The organism is Pirellulales bacterium, assembly GCA_035499655.1.
Lineage (GTDB): Bacteria > Planctomycetota > Planctomycetia > Pirellulales > JADZDJ01 > DATJYL01.
Genome location: DATJYL010000064.1, coordinates 12,369 through 36,736, shown reverse-complemented (window position 1 = coordinate 36,736; position 24,368 = coordinate 12,369). Strand labels below are relative to the sequence as shown.

The 24,368-nt window shown below is 57.0% G+C and carries 21 protein-coding genes; 14 read left to right on the top strand and 7 right to left on the bottom strand.

Features of this window, described 5'->3' with window-relative positions; all coding sequences use genetic code 11:
• Positions 1 to 233 precede the first annotated feature (233 nt).
• The 4 genes from VMJ32_04635 to VMJ32_04620 all read right to left on the bottom strand — a co-directional run bounded on the left by VMJ32_04635 (position 234) and on the right by VMJ32_04620 (position 4,776).
• Positions 234 to 1,190 (bottom strand): CPBP family intramembrane glutamic endopeptidase, encoded by a 957-nt coding sequence (locus tag VMJ32_04635; GenBank protein ID HTQ38288.1) that lies wholly within the window; start codon positions 1,188 to 1,190, stop codon positions 234 to 236.
• A 22-nt stretch (positions 1,191 to 1,212) separates the two neighbouring features.
• Positions 1,213 to 1,866, bottom strand: coding sequence for a CDP-diacylglycerol--glycerol-3-phosphate 3-phosphatidyltransferase (pgsA, locus tag VMJ32_04630; protein HTQ38287.1), 654 nt, complete (start codon positions 1,864 to 1,866; stop codon positions 1,213 to 1,215).
• Between the two features lie 74 nt (positions 1,867 to 1,940).
• Entirely contained in the window at positions 1,941 to 3,332 is a 1,392-nt protein-coding gene (gene rimO / locus VMJ32_04625) for a 30S ribosomal protein S12 methylthiotransferase RimO (protein HTQ38286.1), read from the bottom strand.
• Between the two features lie 43 nt (positions 3,333 to 3,375).
• Complete coding sequence (locus VMJ32_04620; protein HTQ38285.1) at positions 3,376 to 4,776, bottom strand: transposase; 1,401 nt, start codon at positions 4,774 to 4,776, stop codon at positions 3,376 to 3,378.
• Between the two features lie 177 nt (positions 4,777 to 4,953).
• Between VMJ32_04620 and VMJ32_04615 the strand changes: the two genes are divergently transcribed.
• The 3 genes from VMJ32_04615 (at position 4,954) to VMJ32_04605 (ending at position 8,827) form a co-directional block, all read left to right on the top strand.
• On the top strand, positions 4,954 to 7,068 hold the full coding sequence (locus VMJ32_04615; protein ID HTQ38284.1) for an N-6 DNA methylase: 2,115 nt from the start codon (positions 4,954 to 4,956) through the stop codon (positions 7,066 to 7,068).
• Positions 7,069 to 7,332: 264 nt separating this feature from the next.
• The gene (locus VMJ32_04610; GenBank protein HTQ38283.1) at positions 7,333 to 8,022 is read left to right on the top strand and encodes a hypothetical protein; all 690 of its coding nucleotides are present in this window, start codon (positions 7,333 to 7,335) and stop codon (positions 8,020 to 8,022) included.
• Positions 8,023 to 8,092: 70 nt separating this feature from the next.
• Positions 8,093 to 8,827: an ImmA/IrrE family metallo-endopeptidase gene (locus VMJ32_04605; GenBank protein ID HTQ38282.1), complete on the top strand. Its 735-nt coding sequence runs from the start codon at positions 8,093 to 8,095 to the stop codon at positions 8,825 to 8,827.
• 19 nt (positions 8,828 to 8,846) lie between these two features.
• Here the strand turns inward: VMJ32_04605 and VMJ32_04600 are convergent, their stop codons facing one another.
• Both VMJ32_04600 and VMJ32_04595 read right to left on the bottom strand, forming a co-directional pair.
• Positions 8,847 to 9,758: a response regulator gene (locus VMJ32_04600; GenBank protein ID HTQ38281.1), complete on the bottom strand. Its 912-nt coding sequence runs from the start codon at positions 9,756 to 9,758 to the stop codon at positions 8,847 to 8,849.
• A gap of 50 nt (positions 9,759 to 9,808) precedes the next feature.
• Positions 9,809 to 10,519, bottom strand: a complete 711-nt coding sequence (locus VMJ32_04595) for a PTS sugar transporter subunit IIA (GenBank protein ID HTQ38280.1) — start codon at positions 10,517 to 10,519, stop codon at positions 9,809 to 9,811.
• 85 nt (positions 10,520 to 10,604) lie between these two features.
• Here VMJ32_04595 and VMJ32_04590 point away from each other — a divergent pair, with 85 nt between their 5' ends.
• The 9 genes from VMJ32_04590 to VMJ32_04550 all read left to right on the top strand — a co-directional run bounded on the left by VMJ32_04590 (position 10,605) and on the right by VMJ32_04550 (position 21,318).
• Positions 10,605 to 10,964 carry a hypothetical protein gene (locus VMJ32_04590; GenBank protein ID HTQ38279.1) on the top strand — a complete coding sequence of 120 codons (360 nt, stop codon included), beginning with the start codon at positions 10,605 to 10,607 and terminating at the stop codon, positions 10,962 to 10,964.
• Complete coding sequence (locus VMJ32_04585; protein HTQ38278.1) at positions 10,930 to 12,459, top strand: UDP-N-acetylmuramoyl-L-alanyl-D-glutamate--2,6-diaminopimelate ligase; 1,530 nt, start codon at positions 10,930 to 10,932, stop codon at positions 12,457 to 12,459. The genes VMJ32_04590 and VMJ32_04585 overlap by 35 nt, the downstream gene beginning before the upstream one ends.
• A 68-nt stretch (positions 12,460 to 12,527) precedes the next feature.
• Positions 12,528 to 13,928, top strand: a complete 1,401-nt coding sequence (murF, locus tag VMJ32_04580) for a UDP-N-acetylmuramoyl-tripeptide--D-alanyl-D-alanine ligase (GenBank protein ID HTQ38277.1) — start codon at positions 12,528 to 12,530, stop codon at positions 13,926 to 13,928.
• A gap of 396 nt (positions 13,929 to 14,324) precedes the next feature.
• Positions 14,325 to 15,527, top strand: coding sequence for a phospho-N-acetylmuramoyl-pentapeptide-transferase (gene mraY, locus VMJ32_04575; protein ID HTQ38276.1), 1,203 nt, complete (start codon positions 14,325 to 14,327; stop codon positions 15,525 to 15,527).
• Positions 15,496 to 16,683, top strand: coding sequence for an undecaprenyldiphospho-muramoylpentapeptide beta-N-acetylglucosaminyltransferase (gene murG, locus VMJ32_04570; GenBank protein ID HTQ38275.1), 1,188 nt, complete (start codon positions 15,496 to 15,498; stop codon positions 16,681 to 16,683). The genes mraY and murG overlap by 32 nt, the downstream gene beginning before the upstream one ends.
• A gap of 169 nt (positions 16,684 to 16,852) precedes the next feature.
• Positions 16,853 to 18,421, top strand: a complete 1,569-nt coding sequence (locus VMJ32_04565) for a Mur ligase family protein (GenBank protein ID HTQ38274.1) — start codon at positions 16,853 to 16,855, stop codon at positions 18,419 to 18,421.
• Positions 18,363 to 19,256, top strand: a complete 894-nt coding sequence (gene murB, locus VMJ32_04560; protein HTQ38273.1) for a UDP-N-acetylmuramate dehydrogenase — start codon at positions 18,363 to 18,365, stop codon at positions 19,254 to 19,256. Before VMJ32_04565 ends, murB begins: the two co-directional genes overlap by 59 nt.
• 46 nt (positions 19,257 to 19,302) lie before the next feature.
• Positions 19,303 to 20,412, top strand: coding sequence for a D-alanine--D-alanine ligase (locus VMJ32_04555; GenBank protein ID HTQ38272.1), 1,110 nt, complete (start codon positions 19,303 to 19,305; stop codon positions 20,410 to 20,412).
• 117 nt (positions 20,413 to 20,529) lie between these two features.
• Positions 20,530 to 21,318 carry a hypothetical protein gene (locus VMJ32_04550; GenBank protein HTQ38271.1) on the top strand — a complete coding sequence of 263 codons (789 nt, stop codon included), beginning with the start codon at positions 20,530 to 20,532 and terminating at the stop codon, positions 21,316 to 21,318.
• A gap of 12 nt (positions 21,319 to 21,330) precedes the next feature.
• On the opposite strand, the gene VMJ32_04545 is transcribed toward VMJ32_04550, so the two are convergent.
• Complete coding sequence (locus VMJ32_04545) at positions 21,331 to 21,558, bottom strand: carbon storage regulator (GenBank protein HTQ38270.1); 228 nt, start codon at positions 21,556 to 21,558, stop codon at positions 21,331 to 21,333.
• 387 nt (positions 21,559 to 21,945) lie between these two features.
• Between VMJ32_04545 and VMJ32_04540 the strand changes: the two genes are divergently transcribed.
• Positions 21,946 to 22,716 carry a 3-ketoacyl-ACP reductase gene (locus VMJ32_04540; protein HTQ38269.1) on the top strand — a complete coding sequence of 257 codons (771 nt, stop codon included), beginning with the start codon at positions 21,946 to 21,948 and terminating at the stop codon, positions 22,714 to 22,716.
• Between the two features lie 110 nt (positions 22,717 to 22,826).
• A complete protein-coding gene (locus VMJ32_04535; GenBank protein ID HTQ38268.1) occupies positions 22,827 to 24,083 on the top strand; it encodes a hypothetical protein in 1,257 nt (418 codons plus the stop codon).
• Positions 24,084 to 24,368: the final 285 nt, after the last annotated feature.

Here is a 24,368-nt window from a genome sequence, read left to right as displayed (position 1 = left end):
GGTGAGCGAAGAAAAGAGTTGCGAGAAGCGATGAGCGGTTGATTATAAACAGAGTAGGGGGGTGGTCGAAAGTGCCTGGGGAAGATCGGGGTCTTAATGCACTTGCATTGACGGCTGGCTGGGGTGGAATATAGCGAACCCCAGCGGCACATTTCTGGAGGCTCGGCGGCACTCGACCCCGATCACCCTGACGCCGGTGGAAAAAAACTTAGCCGGCATCCGGCATGCTCGCATTACGTGGAGGCGAACAGCAGGCCCATGGTGATGGCATTGAGCAGAAAGTGGACGACCACGGACGGCAGCAAACGGTGGGTGCGTTGGTAGAGAAAACCCAGCACCAAGGCCAGCACAAACAGCGGAATGTGGGCCGCGCCCTGCCCTAAATGCGTGAGTGCAAATAACGTGGAGCTAAGCAAAATGGGCACAGTCCCTAAGGGCAGATTCAGCAGGCCGTGCTGCAAAAACTGGGGTTGAGTGTGGGCCTCATGAGCCGCATCGGCGGGATAATCTTCGGCCGCAGAAGTGGCAGCGACTCGACCGAGCCGCCGGCAATAATCCAGTTCGATTTTTTCCAGCCAGCCCTGCAGCAATCCGCGGAAGAAAAATTCTTCGGTCACCGGCGCCACGATGACAGCGGAAAGGGTGACCATGATCCAGGTGACGGGGTCCGGGTGCTGCTGGACGGCCTTGATCAATGGATGATGGTATTGAGTGATGAACGCTTCCGATACGATTTGGACGGCATAGACGACGGGCGCGATGGCCGCAAAAGCAATCGCTCCGCATGTCAGATCGAAGACAATTTTCGTTGGCTGGAAACCTAAATTGGCCGCCGTGGCGTGGGCGCGGCGTGTGAGAACAACCAGGGCAAGACAGAGCGCAACGAGACGTGCAGCGCCGTCGCCCGTGATGGCGACCAACTGTTCCGCGGCCGTTTGGGGTTGCCCGTCGATCGCGGGTTTGAGGCCTGCGATACGGAAACCGAGGCTAAGGCAGAACACTTCGGCCAGAAAAAACAACGCCAAGACAAGCAGCAAATCGACCCCTTGCCAAGGGACGGGGGAACGTGGTTCGTACGGTAAAAGTACACCGTCGTTTCGCCAGCGCCAAACCAGCCACAGCCAAACGGGCAGGCCCATGGCCAGGAGCATGCAGACTTGTTCGATCAGTTCAGCGGGCGTGATTTCCATGCCAAGCATTGCCAGGGGATGGCTACATTCGACGAATCAACCCGATGGCCGCCCGCACATAGGCATATCCGGAATAGATGGTGATGGCGATCATCGACCAAACGGAAATTACCACGACGGATTGCACCCAGGTGGGATAGTCGAGGTGCAGGTCGCCGACGGCCGTCGTGGGCGGGATGGTGGGCGCGGTGATCGGCTGGTAACTGAGCCAATACAAACTAGCGGCCACAGCCGCACATTGCAAAATAAACTTCAGCTTGCCGGAAATGGCGGCGGAAAAATCGGAGCCGTGCTGTTCGAAAAAACTGCGCAGGGCGGTAACGAGCAATTCGCGGCCCAGCACCAGGACGGCCATCCAAGCGACCAATCCAGAATGGGGATCGGCGGCCAAAAAAATGTACGTGCCGCAAATAATGACCTTATCGACAAACGGATCAAGCATGCGACCTAAGATGGTGATTTGCCCATAGCGGCGGGCCCAAAAACCATCGAGCCAATCTGTGCCGGCGGCGAGCAGAAACAGCCAAAAGCCGGCCCAGTACCAATGAAAATGCAGCAATACGAACAGGAGGACGGACAGGGCCAGACGGATGGTCGTTACTTCGTTGGGAAAGTTGACGATGGTGCGCTCGTCGTATTTGGCGGCCCGGGTCGGCGGTTGGCTGGTGATCGACATGGCTATTCAATTGTAGATCAGCGAAGAGCAATGGCGAATCCCAAATGTGCTGAGCATCGCAATCCCAGCGCTTGCTATTTTCCATGCCCAATGGCGGCGGCGACCAGGTCGTATTCGGCGGTGGCGACAATTTCGCAGGGGACAATTTTGCCCGGCTTGAGATGCTTGCCGGTGACGTAGACCACGCCATCGACATCGGGAGCGTCGGCATAGGAACGGCCCAGCCAGGCGTTATTTTCCTCGGGAATGGCGCGGTCGATGAGCACATCGAGCCGGCGGCCGACTTGCGATTGGTTCCACTGGAAGGCGACATTTTGCTGGACGGCCATCAATTGGTCGCGGCGGGAATTTTTCACTTCGTCGGGAAGGTGATCGGGCAGGCGGATCGCCGGGGTGCCTTCTTCGTAGGAATAGGTGAACACGCCGAGCCGTTGAAATTTTTGCTGCTGGGAAAACTCGACGAGCTCCGCAAATTGCTCGTCGGTTTCGCCGGGAAAGCCCGTGATGAAGGTCGTACGGAGCACCAGATTGGGAATGCGCGCGCGGAGCGTGGACAGCAGTTGCTCGGTTTCGGCCCGATTCACACGGCGCTGCATGCGGCGGAGCATGGTGTCGTTAATGTGCTGCAGCGGCAAATCGAGATAGGGGAGGATTTTTCCGCCGGTGGAAATGACATCGACCAGTTCGTCGCTGAAGTACATGGGGTACAGGTACATCAGCCGAATCCAATCGATGCCGGGCACTTCGACAAGTTGCCGCAGCAGTTCGGCCAGGCGCGGCTGGCCGTACAGGTCGAGGCCGTAATACGTGGTATCTTGGGCGACGATGATGAGCTCCCGCACGCCGTCGGCGGCCAACTCGGCGGCTTCTGCAAGCACTTCTTCCATGGGCTTGGTGGCGTGCTTGCCGCGCATTTTGGGAATGGCGCAGAAAGTACAAAGGCGGTCGCACCCTTCGGAGATTTTCAGATAGGCGAAATGCCGCGGAGTGATGCGCAACCGAGAACGATCAGAAAACGGCCGTGACGGGGCGGGTCGAAATACGCTCCGCTGTTCGGCCAGCCGGCCGACCAAGCGATCGGCCACCTGCGTCACTTGTTCGCGGCCAAATACGCCGACGATGTAATCGACCTCTGGGCATTTTTCCAGCAGCACTTCTTTTTCCCGCTCCGCCAGGCAGCCGGAAACGATGACGCCCCGGATATCACCCCGGCGCTTGAGTTCCAGCATTTCGTGGATGGTGGAGTACGATTCTTCGCGGGCCCGTTCGATAAAGCCGCAGGTATTGACGACGACGAAATCTGCCCCCTGCGGTTCGTGGACCAGGCGGTAGCCGTCGAGCTGCAACAAGCCCAGCATGCGTTCGCTGTCGACCAGGTTTTTGGGGCAGCCGAGGCTGACGAAGGCGTATGTGCCTTTGCAATTGTTAGGCACGGGTTTAGCGGCGACGGTGGTCAAAGTGGACAAAACGGGGCCTCGATCGGGAATTATGGCGGTGTGTGCAAGTTCTTCATCTTATCCGAAAGAGGACGCGCTGGCGAGTGGACGAATACGCTGGAAAAGTCCCGCGCTGGACTCCTTGACAGAGCCGGCTTCTAGATATATACATATGTATAGTTGTGAGGCGGCTTTGCACAAAAACGATGGTGCCGTCGCGATCTGTTGCGACAGCACCGCTGCAATCTTCATCATTTTGTGGCTTGACGTGAGATATTATGCAAAGCCCAAACTCTTCCATCGATTGTATCAAGCAGCACAAATTGTGGCACAGCACTTTCGCCAGGACTTCGTTTTTCATTGCGAGGTCGCCTTTGCTTCTTACGCTGTCGCCGAACTTGCGCTTAATCATTGAGAACGTGGATTCAATGTTGCTGCGTTGATGATAGCGAGCCAAAAACTCTTCGCGGTGAAGGTTGAATAAGTGGAATGATTTATTCCACACACCGGGGCGTGAGGCAGTGGAATTTCTTTTGAAGGCAATGAAGCCGCTGCCCCCGATATCGGCGATAGATTGCAGGTTGTTTTCGCTGAGATAGGCAGCGTCGGCGCACAAATCGCCGATCTTGAACTGTTTGGCAGTCTCGTTCATTAGCGGTTTTAGCATGGGCGAATCGGCGCTTTCTTTATCAAGCACTTCGCAGGCTGTGACGACGTTAGTTAAACAGCCTATCATTGCGTGACATTTAACCCAGCTTCGCATTTCCTTGATTTCACCGCCCCAGCGGTAGTCATACCAGCGGTCAAACTTGCAACCACTGAAGCCAGACGAATCAACCGCAAACTTCGATTCCAAAGCCGCCAGCGGTGCCGCTGACTGAGCGATTAACCGCGTTAGGATCGTCCCGGTTCCTGGAGCGTCGAAAACATTGAAGATCGAGTTAAAATGCGGAACGCGGCGAATGTAGCCTTTGGCTTGGGCGTCGCAGAGGTCGCTAATGCATCGCCTCCCGCTGAGCATGGAATAAACTTTGAAGCAGGCAACAAAAATTGCATCGCCGATTGGTAGCCGTGGCGGTCCAATCCCTGCCTTGGGCTGCGGAATGCCAGAGCACAGTTCATGGAGCAAAACCTGCAACGTCGCCTTTTCGCCAGTTTGCGCAGTGTTATAGGCTGTCCAATTCTGCGGATATGTTTTTCGTGTCGTTTGGATCGTGAGTGATTCCGTTTCCGTCATCATCACGCCGTCATCGGAATATTCGCGTTCGTAGACGATGCGAGCGGCATAAATGTGTTTACAGAGGCAGCCGCGCGTTTCGTGATCGGGGCAAGTGCAATGCGGCTGTTCAGAATCGAGGGAAACGGTATACTTCTTCCCATTGACTGCTTGGGATGGCACGAGCCAGACTTGGCCCCTCTTTTTAATCCGGCATGAAGCCGCAATCATCAACCCGCGTTGTTCACGTTCGTTCATTGGATAATCTCCTTTTGCTTGCTGCGTATGTCTATATCATATAGACATATTCTGATATGTCAATAACATATTGACAAGGCGAGGAGAATTTGACATAATTAAGTCTATGAGATATAGACATAGGTATGGGAAAAACGGCGAACCAGTCGATCCAGCAATGCTCAAAGCCAAAGAGCTTTGGGTAAGAAAAAAAGCCGCCGGAATGAAAACGCAGGAGCTAGGGGAGCGAATGGGCTTCAAAGTAAATTCCGCTCGACAGGGGGTATCGCAATTCCTTCAAAGCCACAATCCGCAAATCGGAACCCTACGAAAGTTCGCAAAGGCGATCGGCGTGAAGATCACCAAGCTGGTAAAGGACTAGCGCCGCCTATTCAACGGCTGCTGGTTGATCCGGCAACTGAAGTCGAAGCTTACGGGTTTATACGTGATCAATTACGCGATCTTGGCTGGATTGTAAAAAACCCTAATTCTAATACGGGTGGGCAGGTTTGGACGCAAAACCAATGCCTCGGCCATGCCGGTATTAAAAGTGCGTTCGATAAAAGTCGGCCAGAAAATGTAATCAAAGTACGCGAAGACATTTTGTGGGTAATCGAAGCCAAGGCCCTTCGCAAAGACTTATCTAAGGCACTTTCGGAAGCGCAGGACGATTATTGCCAAAAAATAAATGACATTCCCGGAAAGTTGCGGGCTGTACTAGCGACCGGCTTGGCCGGAACTGAGGATCACGGCTATCTAATCCGTACAACTATTCGGATTGATGGTGAATGGCACGATGTAACAATCAATGGCCGTCCGGCAACTGGTTTGTTGTCACCGCAACAAGCGCAGTTCCTTGTCGATAACAACACCGAAGATGTTCACGAATATTCGCCGCCACAACGGTTATTTTTGAATGCCGCTGAGAGAATAAATGAGATTTTGCATATTGGTGGAATCAATAAGAATGATCGCGCAAAAACTATGGCGGCATTGCTTCTGTCAGTAATTGACGAACCGCCAAATCTAGATACAAAACTCTCGGTCTTAATTGGCGAAATTAACACTCGCAGCGAAGCGATACTACGGCAGCACGGCAAGCCAGATTTCGCGCCATTTGTTCGAATTCTTCCACCAACCAATACAACTAATCACGTTAAATTCAAAGCTGCATTAGTAAAAACGATACAAGAATTGCAGAACTTAAACATTCGTTCTGCTATGAATTCCAGTACTGACGTTCTTGGGCAGTTCTACGAGGTATTTCTAAAGTACGGAAATGGAGCGAAGGAAATCGGGATTGTGTTGACGCCAAGACACATCACACGTTTTGGCGTGGAAGCAATCGGTGTTTCTAGCGATGACATTGTTCTCGATCCAGCATGCGGAACTGGCGGATTTTTAGTTGCCGCGTTTGATCATGTTCGCAGGAACAGCACAAGCCAACAGCAAGAGCGGTTTAAGAAATACAATATTTTTGGCATAGAACAGGAATCCGCTGTCGCAGCACTCGCAATTGTGAATATGATTTTTCGAGGTGATGGAAAAAACAACATTGTCGAAGGCAATGCTTTTAGTACGTACTTAACAAAGCGATCTGTTAACGGTCATGCGACAGCGCAATATGCTCAAAACCAACCATCAGAAGGAAATGAGCCAATAACGCGGGTTTTGATGAACCCACCATTTGCGCTGAAGGGAAGCACAGACAAAGAATATCGTTTTGTCTCGCAAGCGCTTTCTACTATGGTTGATGGAAAAATACTGTTTTGCCTATTACCGCTCAATATATTATTCGGATCACGAGACGAACTTATTTGGCGACGAGACGAACTATTGGCCAAGCACAGCTTGCTCGCTGTTGTCAGCTTGCCCGAGAAACTCTTCTATCCGGCTGCAATGAAGCAAGTTGCCGCGATCATAGTCAAAAAAGGGGTGCCGCATTCGCCAGAGCAGCCCGTGTTTTGGGCAATGATTGAACACGACGGGCAAATTATTTCTAAGTCGAAGCGGTTGCCAGCGACAGAATTCGTACCACCGCGTTCAGAACGCGATCAACTCCCAGAAGTACTGCCTGTTCTTAAAAGTTTTATTGCCTCGCCTACAACGCATGTTAACGTGCCCCAATTTTACAAGACCGCGCCTATAGATTTTTCAGACCCGCAACTTGAATTGCTCCCAGAAGCTTATCTTGATACTGCACCGCTAAGCAAAGCAGTATTAGCGGAAGCCGTAGAACAAATGGCAAGGCAAACGGCAGCGTTCCTTGTTCAATACGGAAAAGAAGCGCTGGTAGAGGAGTTCGACAAATGAAGAGACTCGATAGAGTATTTCGTTTGCATCGATCAAGGTCCGAGTTATTTAGTAAACACAAACCCGGTGACGTTCCTTATGTCGCTAGTGGCTTATCAGATAACGGTGTAATGGGTTGGGTGAGGCCAATGGCCAATGACACCGTACATCAATTTCGCGGCATTGCCGTTTCGGCATTTGGTGAGGCAACAATTCAGGTACCGCCGTTCATTGGGTATGGCTGTGCAGGCACTTCCATCATAGCGCTTGAGCCGGATACGTCCAATGACTGCAAGCCAGCTCGCCTATGCTGCTGCTTATATCAATCTTGGCCTACGTTGGCGATTTTCGTGGTATTGGCGTGCGCTGATATCGCGATTGGGCAGGCTTTCTATTCCATCTACAATACCGGATGACGTTCCATTCAGCATTTCTGAAGTCATGCCAGAGGTTTCAGATAATAATGCCGCGCAGGACAATGGAAAGTTGCTGACAATGGAGCGCATAACACTTGGGCACTTGTTTGATCTGCATCCTGGTGACTACCACAGCGTCGGCGTGCTGTCCCGTGGAAACGTCCCGATTATATCCTGCGGCGAGGAAAATAATGGCGTTTGTGGTTATTTCGATGTTGAGCATGCCTATAGTCACAGGTTAACCATTGCGTTCAATGGAGCGACGTTGGCAGCGAAATATCATCCATATAAGTTTGCCGCAAAGGACGATGTTGCAGTTTGCATTCCGAAGCAACCGCTTCGAATTACAACGCTGCTGTTCATTCAGGTGATGTTGCGGCGCGAGCAATGGAGATTTTCTTATTACCGCAAATGCTTCAAAGAGAAGCTCGAGCGCGTCACTGTGCCCCTGCCAGCGAAGTCCGGTAAGCTAGACGAAAGCGCAATCGAAAATATAATGCGCTCTTCGCGGTATTGGGATTATCTGCACCCTCGGCTTCATCCCAATTCAAAAAATTGAATTGTTGTGCAACGTCTTTCTTTATTGTGCAACGACTATTTGTTGTGCAAAGCCGTTGTGAGGCGTTATCATGCTGCCGGAAATCTCTCAGGAAGAAATGGCTGTGGCCCTGGATATTGTGGCCCGGGAAGCGCTGAAGACGGCGCACTGGGCGACTCCGCCGGTGGACGCCGTGGGGTTGGCGCAGCGGTTGGGATTGAACGTGGCCTGGGACGATCGGCAGCAGGGGCGGGCGCGGTTGGTGAATTTAGCCACGCCGAATGGGAGAAATGCGCCGTCGATTTTTGTGAAGCACGATCCGCGCCCGGAACGGCTGCACTGGGCGGTGGCGCATGAAATTGGCGAAGCCCTGGCGGAGCACGTGTTTGCAGAATTGGAGGTCGATGCCCATTTAGCTCCGCAGCAGGCGCGGGAGATGATTGCCAACGGCATGGCCGCGCGGCTGTTGTTGCCGCACAAGCAGTTCCAGCGCGACGGAAACGAATGTGGGTGGGATTTATTTCGATTGAAGGAGATTTACGCCACGGCCAGCCACGAGCTGCTTGGGCGGCGGATGCTCGATTTTTCGTCCCCGGTGATTGTAGCAGTGTACGATCAGAATCAGCTAACTTGGCGGAAGACGAATGCCGCCTATCGTTTGCCGCCGCCCGGGGAGCGCGAACTTCGATGTCGCCGCCAGGCCCATGAAACTTGCCAGGCGATTTACGACGACGGTCCGCCGGCCATTCGTGCCTGGCCGATTCACGAACCGCAATGGCAACGCGAAATTATGCGCGTGGAAGTGGACGAGTTTGCGGAAGCGTGACGTTTGAACCAGATTTTATTCATACGGTTGCGGCGACGGAATGTGGGAGAAATTGCTCGATTTGCCAGAACAGATCTTCGGCCAGGAATGGCTTGGAGACGAGTGCCGCGGCGCCGGCGGTTTGCCAACGGCGGATGTCATCGGCCCGGGGAAAACCTTGCAGCGCCACGAGTGGGGCACCGCCGGAAACGGCCTTTAGCCGCGCCACGGTTTCCAGCTCCGCCGGCGAGCCGGAGATGGAATCGAATAAAATCACGTCGACCTTTAATGGGGTTTCAGTCGGCGGCGTCCGCAGCCAGACCGTTTTCCACCCGCGCTGGGCGCACAAATCGCGCAGCGATTGAGCGGTTTCGCGATGCTGGGCGATGACGGCAATCAATGGGGCGCAGAAATTGGCGGGCTGCGCGAGCGGGGCGGAAAAGTTATCGCTTAGGACATCGCTGCGTTTGACTTCGGCGCAAGGCAGCCCACAATCGTCGAGCGCGGCCAGCAACTGCTCGTCATCGCCGGCGGTAATGGGCAACGACCATGTGGATTCAAAAGGCGTATGTGCCGAAATCTGGTTGGAGCAGAATTGTTCCAGGGGTCGCTGCAATCGGGGGGCCCATTGATGCCAATACGTTCGCAGCGTGGCAGGGAGCGGGTGTGCGGTGCGAACTTCGCCCTCGAACCAGGGGCCCAACAAGCGGAAGATTTTGGCCAGCGGCGCGGATTGGCGCAAGGCGTGCAGTTGGCAATTGGTAAGGCGGGGCGGGAAGAACTCGGCCAGTACGATTAAGGCCGGTGAACAATCGCCGTCGCTGAGGAGATTTAAGGCGGCGGGAAAATCGTCGGCCAGCGTTGCGCCATGGGTGCTAAGCCAAGCGGCGGCTGCGCGCAATTCGGGTTGATCGGCGCGGCCGACGAACAGAATGGGAAAGGAAGAATACATGGACGTGTGATCCGTTGAATGGACGCGAGCGACGTGTAATGCTTGGCGGTTTATTCTCTCAACTTTGCTTCGGCGGACTGGAAGGCTTGATGAACCATAGCGGCATCGGGTGCGGCACGCAGCGCCGCAAGCAGTGAGGGATCGACGATCAGGCGGCTCAAGCGCGCCAGAGTTTGCAAGTGGCCACGGTCGTCGGTCGAGCAGATGAGAAAGAACAAATCAGTGAGCAATCCGCTGCGGCCGCCAAACGGAATGGCTTTTTCGGTGCGCCCGAAGGCCAAAAACGCTTCACCCAAAATGCTGGTCATGGGGCGGCGTGGGTGCATCAGCGCGACGCCAATTTCCAAGGCGGTGGGGTGCATATCTTCCCGGGCTCGGACCGCTTCGGCCATTTTTGGCGGATCCCACAACAGGCCGGTGCGGGCAGCGACTTCGGTCATCGAAGTGATGACCGAATTGCGGGTTTTTGCCAGCAGGGGAACTTCGATGGCCGCTAGCGGCAGAATTTCTGCGATGGCGCTGAGCTTGTGCAGATAACCCGTGGCGGGCCGCACGATGGCTTCCACGTGCTGCAATTCTTCCTGGTCCGAAAGGCCGATGCGGTTTTCCAACCAATGATGCACCTGGGCCTGGGAAAATCGCCATTGGCCATGCACTTTGCGGCCGGGAAGTTTACCGCGCTCCGCTAAGCGGTTGACTTGGGCCGGCGTGAGGTGCAGGTAGACGGCCAAACGTTCGAGATCAAAATCTTCATCAGCCATGGTGATAGCGTAACGGAAGACGCATGTTTTGGGCAACGGAAACAAAATGGTGGAGAATGACCCAATGACCAAATCCCAATGACCAATGACACAGAAACGCAATAACCAAATTACAATTGACGAAATTATTGCACGCTCGCTGATTGTTCTTTTTGTTCACGGTGCTTTGTGCTTTGTTCCCGCAAAGCGGGTGGAAATCTGCCTTGACACAAATTCAGAAATCGCCACAATCCGGCCCGGTTTTGGATGGAAATGGAAGAGTCTTCTTTCTAGCGCCGCAACCAGGAAGGAAACGGCCGCTAGCTTGTCAGATCAAAGAAGACTCGAGCGCATTCCGGTCCGCCGGGAAAGGCCGTGGAACAGGCGGAATGCCGCTTTCACGGCCGAGCAGGGCAAGGAGGCCTTGCGTCATGCGGGAAAATATTTCCAGCGCTGGCGGCATTAGCTTGCGGCAATTATTGCCCACGGCCGCGCTGTTTGGAGCCGACGACGTGGTCGTGCAAGCCTGCACGGCCGATTCGCGCACCTGCCGGCCGGGCGATTTGTATGCGGCGCTGGTGGGTTCGCACGTCGACGGTCACGACTTTGTCTCGCAGGCCGTGGGTCGCGGGGCGGCGGCGATATTGACCGAGCGGTATGTTCCCGCCGCCGGAGCGCCGGTGTGCGTGGCGCCTGACAGCCGGGTGGCGTTCGGCCAAATTTGCCAGGCGCTGGCGGGAAATCCGAGCGAAAAATTGAAAGTGATCGGCGTCACCGGAACGAACGGTAAAACGAGCACTTGCTGGCTGATTGCCAGCGTGCTGGAAGCCGCCGGCTATAACGCAGGCCTAACCGGCACAATTTTGAACAGCGACGGCGTTGCGGTCGATCCTAGCGAGATGACTACGCCGCCGGCGCCGATGCTTGCCGATTGGCTGGCGCGAACGGCGGCCAACGGCTGCTCGCACGCAGTGCTGGAAGTTTCCAGCCATGCGTTGGCGCAAGCCCGAACGGCGGGGATTGAATTTGACGCGGCCTGCATCACCAACGTGCGGCGCGATCATCTGGATTTTCACAATTCGATCGAAAATTATCGGCAGGCGAAATCGCGGCTGCTGAAGCAAATTCGCCCGGACGGTTTTGCGGTGCTAAATGCGGACGATCCGGCATGCTGCGGATTTCTGAAAGCGTTCGATGGAGCGGCGCTGACGATCGGGATGGTGAACTCCGCCGAGCTGACGGCCACGATTGTGGAACGACACGCCAGCGAGCAAACTTTTTTACTGCACGCCGGCAGCGACACCGTGCCGGTTCGGACACAAATCATCGGCGAGGGGCACGTCTACAACTGCCTGACGGCGGCGGCAGTGGGGATGCTGTATGGAATACCGTTGACCGACATCGTGCGCGGGTTGGAACGGTTGGATAAAATTCCCGGCCGTATGGAACGCCTGGAGTGCGGGCAGCCGTTTAGCGTGTTTGTGGATTACGCTCACACGCCCGATGCGCTGGTGAGCGCGCTGCGCTCGTTGCGGGCAATCACCAGCGGCCGATTGCTGTGCGTGTTTGGCGCCGGCGGACAGCGTGATAAAGAGAAACGACCGCTGATGGCCGAAGCGGTAGAAGCGGCCGCCGATTTAGCGGTGGTGACCGACGACAATCCGCGGCGGGAAAATCCGGGGAAAATTCGCCGCGATATTTTGCGTGGCTTTCAACATAGCGGCGCCGTGGTGGTGAAGCCCGATCGCGCGGAAGCCATTTGCTGGGCGCTGGGACAAGCGGAGCCGGGCGATTGCGTGCTGATCGCCGGCAAGGGGCATGAAGATTATCAAGTGGTCGGCGGCCAACGACATTGGTTCGACGATCGAGAAATTGGCCGGCAATGGCTGTACGAAAACGTCGCATGGCCACGAGCGGGTGCGCCACCGTTTGCAGAGTTGCGACGGGCCAAAGCCGGATAGTGCGAAAACGGGAAGGAAAATCATCGCGGTTGAGCAGAACGTGCTAAACCGCAAGCGGATGAATGATGATGTTGCTTACGCTAGGACAACTTCGCGAAATTACCGGCGGCCAATTGCGATTGGCCGCGATGCCTCCGCGCCACGGCGAGACCACCCACGTAGGACCGATTGCCACGGATAGCCGACGGGTGCAGGCGGAGATGGTGTTTTGGGGATTGAAGGGACCGCGCTTTGACGGCTCCTGCTTCGCGGAAGATGCGCTGGTGCGCGGCGCAGCCGGCGTGGTGGTAGCCGGACGCGATGTGGAACCGTGGGCGGGTCGGTGGTCGCTGCGGGTGGAGGACGGGCTGAAAGCGCTGTGGTCGCTGGCGGCTTGGAAGCGACAGCAGTTTAGCGGGCGCGTGCTGGCAGTGACCGGCAGCGTGGGTAAAACAACCACACGGTTGATGATCGACACCGTGCTACACAGCAAATTTCCTGGCACGACCAGTCCGCACAATTACAACAACGACATCGGGGTGCCGTTGAGCTTGTTGCGGCTGGAGCAGACACATCATTACGCGGCATTGGAACTGGGCGCCAGTGGGCCAGGCGAAATCGGCAAGTTGGCGGAGTTGTGCCGGCCGCAGATCGGCATTATCACGCGGATTGGCGAAGCGCATTTGGCAGGATTCGGCAATCAGCAACAATTAGCGACGGCAAAAGCTGAATTGCTTGCTGCTCTGCCAAAAGACGGCTTAGCCGTTCTCAACGGCGACGACCCCTGGCTGCGAACCATGGCCAGCCGCACGGCAGCGCGGATCGTGTGGACCGGCCGAGGCGTTGATTGCGATTTGACAGCCGTGGAGGTACGCGCGAGCGGCGGTCGATTGCAGTTTCGAGTTGATGGTCAGAGATATCACGTGGCGGTATGGGGACGGCATCATCTGACATCGGCCTTGGCAGCCATCGCCGTCGGTTTGGAGTTTGGACTATCGCCTGCGGAAATTTCCGACGCGCTGGCCGGCTTTCAACCGCCATCCATGCGTTGCCAGGTGACCGATGCCGCGGGCGTGAAAGTGATTGACGATTCGTACAACGCCAGTCCTGCGGCCATGCGGGCGGCGCTGGAACTGCTGCGAGAAGTGGACGCGCCAGGGGAGCGCGTGGTGGTGTGCGGCGACATGAAGGAGCTGGGCACGGAAAGCCAGCAGTGGCATCGCCGAATTGGCGAGGAAGTGGTCACTCGCTGCGGGGCCGACAGGCTGATTGCCTATGGCGACCACGCCGATGACGTGGTGGTTGCGGCGCGAGCGGCAGGAATGCCACGTGCCCGAGCCACCGCCTGCCAAGCCGTGGAAGAAACGATTTCGCTGACCAAACATGCCACACAACCGGGCAGTGCGGTATTGGTGAAAGGTTCGCGGGCGATGGGCTTGGAACGTGTAGTGGAAGCGATCCGAAACGAGAACCTTCGCCGAGCAGCATGAAGGAGGTGAGGGGTGAGTTAGTGAGTGGTGAGAGAGTTGGTGGTAAATAAGGTGATCACTGATTTTCTCTCGGCACTCACTTATTCACCCGCAGTTTGAGCCAAGTTGTGGCTCCGTTTGCAGCGCCAGAGTTTGCGGGAACCGAGGCGTTACCCTCCCTCCTGGGTAGGAGCATTGAACTTGTCCGGCGCAGTTTCTGGGTCAATTGCGCGGGCAAGTGCTTCGCGACGGAGCCAAGACTGAGCGTCGGGGCGGCGACAACGCCGCTCCGGCGACTCAGGGAACACCGAAGCAGCCCACCCTCGATAGCTGGGGTGGGCTGTTTTCGCAATCGTATTGGCCTATTCCGTCGGTCGTTTGTCTTTTCGTCATTTTCTTTTCTGCGTTCTATTTGTCATGCTTGTTTGGATTATCGATCGACTTGCAGCACTGTGGCCGGATACAGCGTGGATGTCCGCGATGGGCGGCTTTACGAAAATCACGTTTCGCACCGCGCTAGCGGCGTTGGCCAGCTTTGTGCTGGCCGTGTGGTCGGGGCCGCACGTGATCAGGTGGTTGCAAGCGCGATTTCGCGAGCCATTGAACGATCGAACGCCGGAGCTGCGGGAGCTGCATCGCCACAAAACCGCCACGCCGACCATGGGCGGGTTGTTCTTGGTCACGGGCATCGTGGCGGCGGCCCTGCTGTTGTGCAATTGGAAGAACAGCTACGTGCCGATTGTGCTGGTAAATGTGCTGGGGCTGGCGGCGATTGGGGCGATCGACGATTTGCGAAAACTTTCGGGGCGCAGCACAGGACTGAAAGCGCGCACGAAATTGGCCGCTCAGTTTGTGGCGGCGGCGGTTGTAGCCACATGGCTGTATGGCGTGCAGCACAATTTGCCGGGCGGGACCGATTTGCAGATTTCGCTGGTGGGATCCAGCGTGCCCTTGGGCGCGTGGTTTGTACCGCTGGCGATGTTGGTGATTGTGGGAAGTTCAAACGCCGTGAATTTGGCCGACGGGCTGGATGGGCTCGCGGGGGGTTGTTTGATTACGACGACGGCCGCCGTGGCGGTGATGGTGTATGTGGCGGGGCACGTCGACCTGGCCAACTACTTGGGCGTGGCGCATGTGCCGGAGGCAGGAGAGGCGGTGGTGGTGGCCGGGGCGATGATCGGCGGCACGCTGGGGTTTTTGTGGTTCAATTGCCAGCCGGCGCAAGTGTTCATGGGCGATACGGGCTCGCTTTCGTTGGGCGGCACGCTGGGGCTATTGGCGGTGATTGCACGACAGGAGTTGCTGCTGTTGGTGGTGGGCGCGGTGTTTGTGGCCGAGGCGGCAAGCGTGATGTTGCAAGTGGCTTCGTGCCGCTGGCGGGGGCGGCGGGTGTTTCGGTGTGCGCCGCTGCATCATCACTTTCAGTTTTTGGGATGGGCGGAGAATAAAATCGTCACGCGCTTTTGGATTGTGTCGATGTTGTGTGCGCTGGTCGGTTTGGGCGCGATGAAAATGAATCGCGGGGAAGACGCCAAGCCGGTGGCGGAAGTCGGAACTCGTATGGGAGGTGAACCTCGTTTCGCCAATCGTGTCGTGGAAAGTGATGCCAACACTAAATGATTTGCACATTGTGTTTGCCGGCGGCGGCACGGCGGGACATCTATTTCCCGGACTGGCCGTGGCGGCGGAATTGGCTGCACTGCCTGATGCTCCGCAAATTACCTTTGCCGGAAGCGGCAAGCCACTGGAAGAGCGGCTGGTGGCCGACGCCGGCTTTGGATACCTGCCGGTACGCTGTGCTCCCTTGCCGCGCGGAATGCGCGGCATGTGGAGATTCGTAGGACGTAACCTGTCGGGTTTTCAAGCAGCGCGGCGATATTTGCAGCGTAACAAATGCAACCTTGTCGTGGGATTGGGCGGATACGCCAGCTTACCGACTTGCGGGGCAGCCCGAACCATGGGAATTCCGCTGGTTCTGTTGGAGCAAAATGTATATCCGGGCAAAGCGAACCGGTGGTTGGCATCGGGCGCGGAATTGATTTGCGCAGCCTGGGCCGAAACGCGGAAACATTTTCATAAGGTGGGCCCAGTGCGGGTGACGGGAAATCCGATTCGAGCCGGATTCCGGCGGCATTCAAATTTGCCTGAGCGCGAGGCGTCAGCCAGCTTCATTGGCGAAGCAGAACGAAATCAGCGCCGCGGTTGGCGACATCGCATCCTTGTGCTGGGGGGCAGCGGCGGGGCGGGGTCGCTCAACGAATTTGTTCCCAGGGCGCTGTACAAGCTGCGCGATCAACTAAACGGTTGGCAAATTGTGCATCAAACGGGCACTCGGGATGTGGCGGCCACGGAAGAGTTGTATCACAAATTGGCGCTTGAGGCGTTGGTGGCCCCGTTTGTGCAAAACATGCCGTCCGTACTGCGACGAACCGATGTAGCGATTTGCCGGGCTGGAGGGACGACGTTGGCGGAACTGGCGGCCACGGGCGTGCCGGCGGTTCTGGTTCCGTATCCGCATGCGGCGCAGGATCATCAACGGCTGAATGCCGAGATGTTTACATCCAGCGGCGCGGCGCGCATGGTTGACGAGCGAAACCGTTCTACGCGCTTAGACGATGCCTTGGCCAGAACATTGTTCGATTTGTTGGCGGACGCAGGAGTCCGCAGCAAAATGTCGTCGGCCATGCTGCAATTGGCCCGGCCCGACGCAGCCTGGCAAGTGGCGATGATGGTTCACGAATTAGCCGGCCAAACGGCGACTCGTAAAGCAGCGTAAGACTGGCACTTGCAGCGGGGGCACGAGCCGCCGAAAGCGAAGCTGTCTTCGCTAGCACTTTTACGGTCTCCGGCATTGACCGTGGCGCGCGGCAGTTCGTATGATCCGCGGCCCGTTGGAACCAGTTTGACGGATTACAAACCGTTTTTATACGTGTGGTAACCCATCGATGCGTGTAGATAGCAATCATGATTCGCCGGCTGGGGCGCAGCAGAAACAACGCAGCGCCCATTTGGTAGGCATTGGCGGTTCGGGAATGCGCGCCTTGGCGACCGTGTTGGCAGAACGTGGCTGGAAAATTTCGGGTTCGGACTTGCAGCCCGATGCAGCGGCAGGTTTGATGGAGCGGGGCGTGCGCGTGCTTGTCGGCCATGCTAGCAGCAACGTGCCAGCGGATGCGGAATTGCTGATTTATAGCGACGCCGTGCCGGCGGATAATCCGGAACGGCTGCTGGCTCGGCAGCGGGACATTCCCGAGCGCAGTTACGCGCAAATGCTGGGAACCGTCGCGGCGGAGTTCCAGCTTGGGGGCGGGCAGGTGATGGCTGTGGCCGGCACGCACGGAAAATCGACCGTGACGGCGATGACCGCGGAGATATTAATTCGCGCCGGACTGGATCCGACGGTGGTGTGTGGCGCGGCGGCGCTGAACGGCGGAGTTCAAGAGGAAGCATCGCCGTCGATAGGCCGCAGCAATTCTCTTCCGGGCATTAACGTCACTCATCCCGGTGCTAGCGGCATTCATTCCGGCGGCAACTGCAACGCGGCACAAAACATCGGCGAAACCGGGGGCCGGCACGGTGATGGAAAACTGATGCTGGTGGAAGCTTGTGAATATCGCGAGAATTTTTTGCACCTGCGGCCCAACGTGGCGGCGCTGTTGAACGTGGAGCCCGATCATTTCGATTACTATCGCACCCCTGCGCAGCTGCATGAAGCGATTTTGCAGTTTGTGCGGCAAATTGTGGATGACGGATGGATCATGGCATCACACGAATGCGGTGTGGCCCAGAAAATTGCGGCGGCGGCGGGACGTCGGGCGGCAACGTTCGGATTTTCTCGCGCGGCGGATTGGCGGGCCACAAATTTGGAACATCGGCTGGGACGATACCGGTTCGATCTGGTGCGGCACGATAAAAAATTGGCTCACGTCACGCTGGGCGTAACTGGGCGGCATCATGTGTTGAATGCGGTAGCGGCGGCGGGCATGGCGCGGCACTGCGGGGTCTCGGCCCAGCAAATTGCGCAGGGTTTGGCGGCGTTTCGGGGATTAAAGCGGCGGCTAGAAGTGCGGGGCCGATGGGGTGGAGTGCCGTGGGTCGACGATTATGCACATCATCCCACTGAGGTGAAGGCGGCCCTGGCGACGGTGCGGCAAATGTTCCCGCGACGACGGGTTTGGTGCGTGTTTCAGCCGCATCAAGCCTCGCGGTTGGCAGCCTTACTGGACGAAACGGCCGCAAGTTTGCACAATGCCGATAGAATTGCGGTGGCTGATGTCTACCGGGCTCGGGAAAGTGCGGGCGGGGAAGGCGAAGCCACGGCGGCCGATGTGGCAGATTTGCTGACGGCCGGCGGCAATGAGGTATTGGACGAACACCATCCGGTGGCCATTGCGGAACGGTTAAGCAACGAATTGCAGCCCGGCGACGTGCTGCTGACCATGGGAGCAGGCGATCTTGGGAAAATCTTCGACGAGTTTCAAAAGCGGGTTCGACGAAATTGTGCGGTTGCATGAACCGCTAGCGCCCCTTACGTGGATGGGCATTGGCGGAGCGGCAGAGTATTTCGCCGAGCCACGAACCATCGAGGAGTTGCAAACGCTGGTGCGTCGTGCGGCGGCCGAGGGGCTGTCGATTCGATTGCTGGGGGGCGGATCGAACTTGCTGGTGCGCGACGAGGGCGTGCCGGGTGTGGTGGTGCGGTTGGCCGCGCCGGCGTTCAACCAAATCCATGTTGAAAAGCAACTGCTGACCGCTGGAGGCGGGGCGCGATTGGGGCATGTTATTTCGACAGCGGTTCGCTCCGGCCTGGGCGGATTGGAAACGATGGTGGGCATTCCAGGGACCATCGGCGGCGCTTTGCATGGCAACGCCGGTTCCAGCAGCGGCGACATCGGCCAATGGACCTGCCGGGCCGAGGTGATGACACGCGACGGCGAGATGATTTCGCGCCAGCGAGAAGATTTGGTGTTTGCCTATCGCCACAGCAGCTTGGACGAGTTGGCGATATTGTCGGCGCAATTTCAATTGGAGACCGACGATCCGCAAGAATTGACCAAGCGGATGCAAAAGCAATGGATTGTGAAAAAGGCGGCGCAGCCGTTGGCGCATCAAAGCGCCGGCTGCATTTTCAAAAATCCGCGTGGCATTAGCGCCGGCATGTTGATCGACCAGGCCGGGCTAAAAGGAACTCGGGTCGGCGGGGCGGAAGTGAGCGACCGGCATGCGAATTTTGTCGTGGTCGACCGCAACGCTTCCAGCCAGGATGTACTGCAATTGATCGACGTGATGCGCAGCCGGGTGGCGGAACATTTGGGCGTGGAGTTGGAACTGGAAATTGAGATTTGGTGATATGGCAGCTCCCAACTGACCAATCGAACTTACGTGGATAACCGCCATGGATGGCGACGCCTTTACACATGGCCTGCGCATCGCACTGCTAGCCGGCGGGGATTCTGCCGAGCGCGAAATCAGTCTTGCCAGCGGAAGTCAAACGGCGTTGGCATTGGCGCTGGCCGGACATGAACCGGTCTTGATGGATCCCGCGGAAATAAATTTGGCGGCGATCGATTGGCCGGCGTTCGATGTTTGTTTTGTGGCGCTGCACGGCGGCGCCGGCGAAGATGGCCGCATCCAACACGAATTAGAACAATGGGGCGTGCCGTATACGGGGAGCGGACCAGCGACTTCGGGATTGGCGATGAGCAAATCCGCGGCGAAAGCGCGGTTTGCGCAGTGCGGCGTGCCGACACCGCCAAGTGTGGTATTTTCAGCAGCCGAGTTTCGTCGGTACAGCGTACCCGGCAGTGCGACATCTAACGGCACGGGATTTAGCAGCCGTTTGGGGCAGCAATTGGCGGCGCTCGGCTTTCCGTTGGTGATTAAGCCGGAAGGGCAAGGGTCGAGTTTGGGGATCAGCGTTGCCGCCGGGGTGAGCGATTTGCCGCGAAGTGTGGCGGTGGCGGCGACATTTGACGATTTGATAATGGCCGAGCCATTTGTAACGGGGAGAGAAATCACGATTTCGCTCTTGGGGCGCGATCCGTTGCCAATGATCGAGATTGTCGCGCCGCAGCGGTTATTCACCTACGATGCAAAATACTCCAATCCGAAAACTGAGTATCGACTGGATGCGCGGCTGCCGGCGGCGGTGGAGGCCGAACTTTATCGGACCGCAATTTCGGCGGCCGAGGCACTGGGGACCGCGGGCTTGGTGCGGGTCGATATCATACTCGATCATCATCATCAGCCGTGGGTGCTGGAAGTGAATACCATTCCCGGCATGACCGCGCGAAGCTTGGCGCCGCGGGCGGCGAGGGGAGCGGGAATAGAAATGCCGGCACTTGTGGATTGGATGGTGCGCGACGCCAGACAGCGGTGGAAACATGGTCATGATGAGAAGCGTACGACACCAGCAGAGCCAGTGGCATCGAGCAGCAGCGGTTCAATCCTTGGCGCAGGAAGGAATTGCCGGAAGACCAGTCGAAAATGGCGGACGAAACAATAAGGCGGCAGCGTGAGTACAGCAGCCAAAAAGGATTCGCGTGGTGTGCGGCGTAGATTGCCGATCGGCCCGCTCTTATGGATTCGCACGTCGACATGGGGGCGGCGCGTTCTGGTCATAATGTGTTTGCTTGTTGCGGGCGTGGCGGCCGCAGTGGCGGTGTGGCGAAGAGTACGGGCGCACGTGGCGGCACAGCCGGAGTACTTGGTGTCGGTGGACGATGTAGAAATTACGCCTGTGCCGCCCTGGATTCACACCGACATTAAAGCGGAGGTGATTCACGAAGCTGGATTAAACAAAAACCTATCGATCCTGGACGAGCACGTTCCCGAACTTTTGTCTGAAGCGTTTGGACTTGATCCTTGGGTGGAGCGCGTGTCGGGCGTACATACTTCTTATCCGGCGCACATTCGAATCGATTTGGTTTATCGCCAGCCCGTGGCGATGGTAGAAGTGCCGGGCGGTTTGTTGCCGGTCGATGCGCAAGGCGTACTGTTGCCCACCGCCGGCTTTTCCGCAACCGAGGCGCAAAACTATCCGCGCATCGTCGGCATATCGACGAGCCCCCGGGGACTGATCGGAACGCCCTGGGGCGATGCCAGCGTGGAACAAGGAGCCAAACTGACCGCGCTATTGACCGATGCGTGGCCGACGCTCGGATTGCACCACATTCAGTCTGAACGGGCGGCGGATAGCAATAGCCCGGAGGGCGCGGGATTGCAGATTGTTACCCGGCAGGGGACCGTGTTTGTGTGGGGAGCAGCCCCTGGCGAGGAAGCCAGCGACGAAAGCAAGGCGGCGGAAAAACTGGCGCGGCTTCTGAAATTGGCCAGCGACTATAAAACTTTGGATACGGCCCCGGCGAATCAGCGCGACCTGCGGCATGTGGTCGACAGCCCGGCCCGTTGAGTTCGAAGCACACTAACCGTTCTGGGTTTCAATTTCTGTTTGAGTCACATCCGGCTGAGCGACGGGGAGTTGCCGAGAAGCGGGAAGAAATCCCGGTCGAATTTCTTCGCGGACCACGGTCATTTCTACGGGCGCTTCGATGCCAATGCGCACAACGCCCGGGCCGATCCGGACCACGGTGACCTCGATTTGTTCGCCGATTTGAATTCTTTCACCCGCCCGGCGCGATAGCACAAGCATGGTCGTCCCTCCTGGATCAGAAAAAGCTATTGGCTTCCCTGCGTCAAATACGGGTGTGGGACAATTTGAAATTCCGACAGCCGCTTTTCCCGACTGACACAGTCGGGCTATGTTCAAATTGGCCCACTACTCAAATACGAATCGAAATCCCTCGTCGTTCGGCAAGCGTCGTCTCTTTTGCGCCTGCTGAATTCGTGCTAGCATAGCAAAGCTAGCTTTACACGGCAATGTCAGGTTGTCCTCGAAGAGTTAGTGTAAAAACACGAGTCTGAGTTGCTGTGGCTGGTGCTAAACCGGGAGCGAATAGACCATACAATCGCAGATCATCCGGCCAGGCCGCGGCTAACACACCCCTCACATTCTCACCATTCACCACCTGCTTCTGTCATGCCACTTTCTGCGTTGGTGACCGGCTCTTCTCGCGGAATAGGCCGGGCCATTGCCCAAGAATTGGCCCGGGCGGGCTATGCCGTGGGAGTGAATTATGCTTCGCGGGGGGAGGCCGCAGAACAAGTGGTGGAGGAAATTGTCGACAGCGGTGGGCAGGCCGTGGCGCTGAAGGGCGACGTGGGTTCGGCAACTGATCGGCGGGCGCTGGTCGAGGCCATGTTGAACGAGTTCGGCCGGCTCGATGTGTTGGTTAACAATGCGGGCATCACTTCTCCTGGCCGCAAAGATTTGCTGGAGGTTACCGAGGCGTCGTGGGACCAGGTGTTCAACACCAATTTGAAGGGCCCGTTTTTTCTGACGCAGTTGGCGGCGCAAAAAATGGTGGAATTGATCCGCGCGGGAAAGATGCCGGGGGGGAAAATCATCAACATTTCTTCAATTTCGGCGTTTGCCGTCTCGACCGAACGGGGCGATTACTGCCTGACGAAAGCAGCACTGCCAATGTTGACGCAGTTGTTTGCCGTGCGATTGGCCGAGGAGCGGATTGGCGTGTTCGAAATTTGCCCGGGCATCATCGAGAGCGACATGACAGCGGCGGTGAAGGAAAAGTATGATCGCCTGATCGCCGGCGGCCTGACGCCCATTAAGCGATGGGGGCGTCCGGAAGACGTGGCCCACGCGGTGGCGGCCATTGTGGGCGATGCGTTTCCGTTCAGCACCGGGGAGCGCATTCACGTGGACGGCGGGTTTCACATTCGGCGGCTGTGACAAATTGGACGCATCGTGCGGTGGAATCGATCGTAACTGGGCCGTCGTGATAAATCGCAAGCGGAAGGAAGTGCGGGCGACAATTTATAGCCGCAAGTGAATCGATAATCATGCGAATTGCCCTGCTTGGCGTTGACGAAGCAACGCTTGCCGTAGCGACTGCAGCGGCGCGCGATGGCCACGACGAAATTGTGATGATTGATGCGTCGGCCGCCCGCGCGGCGGAAGCCAAGTCCATTGCTCGAAGCGCGCGGATGATTGCCGATTGGGAAAACGCGCTGGATACTAATTCGGTGGACGCAGTGGTGGTGGCTGCCAACCAACCTTCGGGCGATCAGCCAGACTTGCGGATCGAACAATTGCGGAGGTTGATTCAGACCGGTATTCCGACGTTGGTGTCGCATCCGATCAATTTGTCGATGCTGGAATGTTACGAATTGGAAATGATCCGCGAAGAATCGCGCTCCATCGTTTTGCCGTATTTACCCGCGCGGTGGCATCCTGTGGCAACGGAAATGCACTCGCTGGTTGAGCAGGGAAAGTCGTCGGCGATGGGAGGCATTGAGCAAGTTGTGTTCGAGCGTTTTTTGCCGCAGCGGAATCGAGAGGGAGTATTGCGGCAGTTTGCGATCGACGCGGATTTAATGCAGTTCGTCGCTGGCGACGCGACCAAGATGCACGCCTTAGGCAGCGGTACAGGTACTTCGGTGGGGCCGTATGCCAATCTCACGGTGCAAATGACGTGCGAGCAGGAACTGGTTTGCCGATGGTGCGTATCGCCTGTGGAAGACCAGCCTGGGGGGCGGTTGACTCTGGTTGGCTCGCAGGGAAAGTCAGTGTTGTGGATGCCGGAAGACCATTCGCCCTGGCGGCTAGAAATTCGCACATTACCGAATGCGACCGTCAAAGACTATGTAGATTGGGATCCAGCCTCCACGGCGCTTGCAAAACTTGCCGCCGCTCGCGAAGGCGAGCCCGTTGACCCCACCTGGGCCGAAGCTGCCCGAACGGTGGAATTAGCAGAAACAATTGATCGCAGCCTGGCGCGGGGACGGACGATTGATTTGCATCGGGAAGAATTCACAGACATCGGCACGTTCAAGGGGACCATGACTTCGATCGGCTGCGGCCTGCTGGTGGCAGGCTTGGTCCTGGTGGTGTTGGTGGCGATGTTGCATTTGCTGGCCGTGCAAGCGGGCTGGGTGCAGTTAGCGAATTTGCTGGATCGTTGGCCGTATTTACTGTTGCTAGTTTGCGGCATTTATTTGTTATTGCAGCCGCTGGCATTCATCGGGAAGTCGGAGCGGAAAACGACGGCGCCGCCCTCGAATCAATCGTCGAGCCAAGGGCCGGATGGCGAATCATAACAACGCCGAGCCGGGATAAAATGGGGGAATTTTGACGGTTGTCCTGGGCACTTCCCCGCGAAAACGGCGATTGGCTCGGCTGATACGTCAATGTTTGCCGAACCCGTAAAGCTTCTCTATGAAGAATTGGCGAGTTTAATCGTCAGTTTTTAGCAGCGTTAATCGCAATCAGGCAAGCTATTCGGGCCGCGTGGTAGCGTTTTAAGCGGCTGTAACTGGTGGACCGATTTAACCAGCGTATCGCGACGCACTGCCTGCCTGGCGACGCCGTGATTTTCCGGTGAT

Coding starts and splice junctions, on each gene's coding strand:
- VMJ32_04635 (HTQ38288.1), bottom strand. CDS start 1,190: ATGGAAATCACGCCCGCTGAACTGATCGAACAAGTCTGCATGCTCCTG.
- pgsA (HTQ38287.1), bottom strand. CDS start 1,866: ATGTCGATCACCAGCCAACCGCCGACCCGGGCCGCCAAATACGACGAG.
- VMJ32_04620 (HTQ38285.1), bottom strand. CDS start 4,776: ATGAACGAACGTGAACAACGCGGGTTGATGATTGCGGCTTCATGCCGG.
- VMJ32_04610 (HTQ38283.1), top strand. CDS start 7,333: ATGACTGCAAGCCAGCTCGCCTATGCTGCTGCTTATATCAATCTTGGC.
- VMJ32_04605 (HTQ38282.1), top strand. CDS start 8,093: ATGCTGCCGGAAATCTCTCAGGAAGAAATGGCTGTGGCCCTGGATATT.
- VMJ32_04600 (HTQ38281.1), bottom strand. CDS start 9,758: ATGTATTCTTCCTTTCCCATTCTGTTCGTCGGCCGCGCCGATCAACCC.
- VMJ32_04595 (HTQ38280.1), bottom strand. CDS start 10,519: ATGGCTGATGAAGATTTTGATCTCGAACGTTTGGCCGTCTACCTGCAC.
- VMJ32_04590 (HTQ38279.1), top strand. CDS start 10,605: ATGACACAGAAACGCAATAACCAAATTACAATTGACGAAATTATTGCA.
- VMJ32_04585 (HTQ38278.1), top strand. CDS start 10,930: ATGCGGGAAAATATTTCCAGCGCTGGCGGCATTAGCTTGCGGCAATTA.
- murF (HTQ38277.1), top strand. CDS start 12,528: ATGTTGCTTACGCTAGGACAACTTCGCGAAATTACCGGCGGCCAATTG.
- mraY (HTQ38276.1), top strand. CDS start 14,325: ATGCTTGTTTGGATTATCGATCGACTTGCAGCACTGTGGCCGGATACA.
- VMJ32_04565 (HTQ38274.1), top strand. CDS start 16,853: ATGCGTGTAGATAGCAATCATGATTCGCCGGCTGGGGCGCAGCAGAAA.
- VMJ32_04555 (HTQ38272.1), top strand. CDS start 19,303: ATGGATGGCGACGCCTTTACACATGGCCTGCGCATCGCACTGCTAGCC.
- VMJ32_04550 (HTQ38271.1), top strand. CDS start 20,530: ATGTGTTTGCTTGTTGCGGGCGTGGCGGCCGCAGTGGCGGTGTGGCGA.
- VMJ32_04545 (HTQ38270.1), bottom strand. CDS start 21,558: ATGCTTGTGCTATCGCGCCGGGCGGGTGAAAGAATTCAAATCGGCGAA.
- VMJ32_04540 (HTQ38269.1), top strand. CDS start 21,946: ATGCCACTTTCTGCGTTGGTGACCGGCTCTTCTCGCGGAATAGGCCGG.
- VMJ32_04535 (HTQ38268.1), top strand. CDS start 22,827: ATGCGAATTGCCCTGCTTGGCGTTGACGAAGCAACGCTTGCCGTAGCG.